The organism is Poseidonibacter sp. (genome assembly GCF_041821165.1).
Lineage (GTDB): Bacteria > Campylobacterota > Campylobacteria > Campylobacterales > Arcobacteraceae > Poseidonibacter.
The window spans coordinates 1-4,473 of sequence record NZ_JBGUES010000186.1 but is presented as its reverse complement, the minus strand read 5'-3'; the positions used below and the strand labels follow the sequence as shown (position 1 = coordinate 4,473).

Below are 4,473 nucleotides of genomic sequence, written 5' to 3'. Positions count from 1 at the left end.
GAACTTTCTTCTTTCTTTATATTTTTTTTAGCGTGTTCTGAAAAATCAATATCATTTACTTTTATAATTCGCCCTCTTACCATTGGTGAGATATTTTCTAAACGTGCATTCATATTTTTAACTTGAGCTTTTATATCTTTTATTTCTTCTTCTTTTGCATCAATTACAAAAAAACGTGGTCTTTCATCTACGCTTTGTGTTAAAGAATTAGATAAAGACGAACCAATTTGAGGAATAAGGCTAAAAAGTGTTGTACATAAAAGAATAGCTGTAAATAAAGTTAAAGATGTTTTTTTTTGTCTTACAATATTTTTTAGTGCTAATGAAAAAGATAAACTTTCTAAATGTCCTGAAAAATCAAACTTTTTTAAAATAAAAGAACTTATTGTAAAAAATAAAATGATTAATATAAGCATAGCAATTGCAAAGAAAAGACCTATGTTTTTAGCAGGTGTTACAAAATGAGATATTACTAATAAAAGTAAAATAAAAGGTGTAAAACTAATAATCATTTTAAATAGTGATTGTTTTTGTCTTTGAAGTAAAGGTAAAATCAAAGGAAGTCCAATACTTAAACTCAATAGTAATAATATAAGTGAAGATTTTAAAAAGAAGAAATAATCTAAAGTTAAATCAAAATTAAAATCTACAAGTTTTTGTATTATTGGAGCTATAAATTGTGCAGAAACTGTCATAAGAGAAAAAACAACTATACTTGAAATAGTAATTAAAACAAATAAATGCAATATATAAGTACTAGCTAAACTTTTTTTACTTAATCCAAGGTCGCTTAGAATTGTAATATCTTTTTGATGTTTCCTTAAAAAACCAGAATATAAGTAAATTAAACCAACAAGACCCAAAAAGAATGATACAAGTGATACTAATGATAAAAAATTTGTAACAAAAGTTAAAACCCTTAATAATCGGTCTCTTCCATCATTTGGTGAAAGAACTCGTAAGTTTTGGTCTATACTTTTTTCTAAGTTATTTTCAATTTTTTCTAATTTATCATTGTCTAGGTTTTGTTTAAAAAGATAGTTTAGTTTATAAGAAGCAGTTGAACCAAACTGCAATAGTTCTGTTCTTTTTAATCCCTCTTCACTTATATAAATCTTCGGTAAAAAACCACTAAAACTTACTGTTTTTAAAGAGTCTTCTTCAATAATCTTTTTTATAATAAATGATTCTTTTCCAATTTTTATATTATCTTCAAGTTTTAAGTTAAGTAAATCTAAAACTTCTTTGTAAACCCAAACTTCATTTGATTTAGGTGTAGTTTCAGCTTTTGGATAAATTGATTTATCCTTAAAAACTAATCCTCCATAATATGGATAATTTTCATTAATCTTAACCACTTCCATTAATCTAGCTCTTTTAGAAGATGAAATCATACTAACAGTTGAAACACCTTGAGAAAAACTTTTTATTTCAGGAAGTTTATTTTTTATATCTTCTATTTGTTTGGAGTTTATAGGAAATCTTGAAGATACTACAAGGTCAGAACCTAGTAAAACTTTTGCTTTAGTATCAAGTGAGTTCTCCATACTTCCTTTGAAAAATTGTAAATATGAAAGTGAAGCAATAGCTAAACAAAAGTTTAATATAAATATTAGACTAAAAGACTTTGAGCGTGCTAAAGCTTTAAAAACAAGTTCTAAGACTAACATTGAGTTAAATTTCCAGATACAAGTTTATAAGTTTTTTCACAACGAGTGGCTACATCTTTTGAGTGAGTTACTAAAATCAAAGTAGTATTATTCTGTTTAATTAGTTTAAAAAGTATATCCATAACTGCAATCCCTGTCTCTTCATCTAAGTTTCCACTTGGTTCATCTGCTAAAATTATTTTAGGATTATGAATCAACGCTCTAGCAATTGCTACACGCTGTTTCTCTCCACCACTTAGTTCAGAAGGAAGATGATTTAGTCTATGAGATAGTCCTACACTTTTTAAAAGTTCTATTGCTTTTTCTTTAGCATTAGCAATATTACAAACTTTTGCAGGAAGCATCACATTTTCAAGAGCATTTAAATAAGATACTAAATGAAAATTTTGAAAAATAAATCCTATATTAGTTGCTCTAAAATCATTAAGTTCACTCTCTTGTAAATCTTTATAAGAAATAGAGTTTAAAGAAATATCTCCTGAGTTAGGTTTTATAATTCCAGAAATAAGTGAAAGCAGTGTTGATTTTCCACTTCCAGATTTTCCCATAATTGCAACTCTTTGCCCCTCTTCTAAATGAAAATTTAAATTTTCAAATATTTCAATATTTTGTGAGCCTTGAAGATATGATTTTTTTAGTGATTTTAATTCTAACATTATAGATATTCCTTTATAAACATAAATACTTTTTTTGCAATAACCTTATGGCCTTCAATATTTGGATGAATACCATCTGCTTGATTGAACTCTTTTTTACCTGCAACGCCATCTAATAAAAAAGGCATACTTTCTAATTTGTATTTCTCTTTTATTTCTTGATACATTTTTTTAAAACGCTCTGAATATTCTAAGCCATAATTTGGTGGCATAAGCATTCCTGCTAATAATACTTTTGCATTTGATTTTTGTGCATACTTGATAATTTCTTCTAGATTTTTTTGACTTTTTTCAAGATTTAAACCTCTAAGACCATCATTTGCTCCAAGTGCCAAAAAAACCAAATATGGTTTCTTTTTCAAATACCATTTAAGCCTAGCAAGTCCATCACTAGTTGTAGAACCACTTACTCCACCGTTTATAACAGTAATATCTTTTTTAAGTTCGGTTTGAATCAAAGTCTGCACTAGTTTTGGGAATGCATCATCTTTTTGAACGCCAAGTCCTTCGGTTAAAGAATCACCTAAAAATAAAATAGTGTTGCTATTTGTATTAGCACTGATAATTTGTAGATTAATTAAAAATAGAATTAGTATAATTTTTTTCATAATAAATTCTATCTAAAATGATAAAAATTGTTTATTAATAAAATTTTAATTTCTCTAAAATCTTCACCATCGCTAAAGTATCTAGCTTACAATACTCAATAAGAGAAGTTCTCATTTTCTGTTTTTCGCCCTCTTTCATTTTACTCATATTTGCAAAGGCATTCATAGCTTGGCTTCCATTTTGTACTCCATCTAATTCTTTATATGCTTTTGCAAACTCTGGCACTAGTGCTGGTAATACATACTTGATAGAATAAGAGCCATTCATTGATGGTGTTACATAATATTTCTTCTGAAATGGAATCATTAGGTCTTTCATATTTTCATTTATACTTAGAAGATGAGTACTAAGCGCTGGGTATAAGTCTGATAGTTTTTTGATAACACCTTTTTCAAAACTCATGTTATAAGCTAATACTGTCATATTACTTGGTATATGCTCACACAAACTTTTAGCTATTTGTTCTCTTGGATCTATGCCATCTTTTGCTAAATACTCTTTGTGTTCAAGTGTGCCATCTTTATGTTCAATATGAAGTGAATATTGAAATGGTATTTGAGCATATGGTCTAATACCTTTGAATTCGGGTATTGCTTGTTGGAATGTCTCAAAATCTAAGTGATAAATAGGATAAGTCAAAGTATCTACAAACTCTTTGATTTTTTCTTTGTTTATGAAAATCTCTTTTGATTTGTAGTTTTCTACTGCTTGTTCTTGATTAGCAGTCATTGCAAAATCATTTGGAATATCTTCAAGTTTTATAATACCTTGTGAGTATAACTCTACTTGTTTTTTACTTCCTAGATTAAAGATATTAAAAATAGAATATTCAGGTATTTGTCTTTGAACTTTCCAACAATAATCTTTGGCATCACAAACATAAGGATTATGACAATGTTTTCCAATATCAATATTTGGTTCATTTATCTTATCTTCTAATACTATTTCAAACTCACCTAAAATAGTAGGAATATTTTCCTGTAAAGCTATAACTTCAGAACTTACATCTGCAATAGTAAAAAGCTCATTTAAAACTAAAGTATCAGCTCTTACATAAGAATTATTAATATGTACTACATTTGCAGTTCTAATAAAAAAACCAAGTTGTGATAATACATAGTATTGAATAGAAGTATCATGAACATATATATCTTTTACTGATGATGAACTTTTTACTTCATAAATAGAAATAGAACTATCTTCATGTATTTCTAAAACATCAACTAAAACTAAAATACCATTAAAAGAAAAAGTAGCTTCGTAAATATACTTGATACCATCATCTATATGTTTTTTAGTTTGATTTATCATCTCATCAAAATTTCTAGTATATTCTATTTCAATTCCATTTGGGAAAAGCTCACAAGCTAAGTCCCCTACTTCATTTCCAGTTTCAAATCTAGCTAACACTGTTTCATCAGGTAAAGAAAGCACTTCTTTATTGTACTTTTTTAACCAAAGTGCTTTTTGGCATTGGATGCCTTTTGTGTAGAGGGATTTAGATAGGTTCATTTATATTTTTTCCTATAATTATATAT

Annotated in this window: 4 protein-coding genes; all 4 read right to left on the bottom strand. The window is 27.4% G+C overall.

Features of this window, described 5'->3' with window-relative positions:
- Positions 1–1,670: ABC transporter permease (locus ACERKK_RS11540; protein WP_373773228.1), on the bottom strand; the 1,670-nt coding region annotated here is incomplete at its 3' end.
- The gene (locus tag ACERKK_RS11535; RefSeq protein ID WP_373773227.1) at positions 1,664–2,326 is read right to left on the bottom strand and encodes an ABC transporter ATP-binding protein; all 663 of its coding nucleotides are present in this window, start codon (positions 2,324–2,326) and stop codon (positions 1,664–1,666) included. The genes ACERKK_RS11535 and ACERKK_RS11540, both read right to left, overlap by 7 nt.
- The gene (locus tag ACERKK_RS11530; protein ID WP_373773226.1) at positions 2,326–2,934 is read right to left on the bottom strand and encodes an arylesterase; all 609 of its coding nucleotides are present in this window, start codon (positions 2,932–2,934) and stop codon (positions 2,326–2,328) included. The genes ACERKK_RS11535 and ACERKK_RS11530 overlap by 1 nt, the downstream gene beginning before the upstream one ends.
- Before the next feature lie 34 nt (positions 2,935–2,968).
- Complete coding sequence (locus tag ACERKK_RS11525; protein WP_373773225.1) at positions 2,969–4,447, bottom strand: DUF2779 domain-containing protein; 1,479 nt, start codon at positions 4,445–4,447, stop codon at positions 2,969–2,971.
- Between the last annotated feature and the right edge of the window lie 26 nt (positions 4,448–4,473).

Excerpts from the sequence above, each read along its gene's own strand:
- ACERKK_RS11530 (WP_373773226.1), bottom strand. The coding sequence starts at position 2,934 with ATGAAAAAAATTATACTAATTCTATTTTTAATTAATCTACAAATTATC.
- ACERKK_RS11535 (WP_373773227.1), bottom strand. The coding sequence starts at position 2,326 with ATGTTAGAATTAAAATCACTAAAAAAATCATATCTTCAAGGCTCACAA.
- ACERKK_RS11525 (WP_373773225.1), bottom strand. The coding sequence starts at position 4,447 with ATGAACCTATCTAAATCCCTCTACACAAAAGGCATCCAATGCCAAAAA.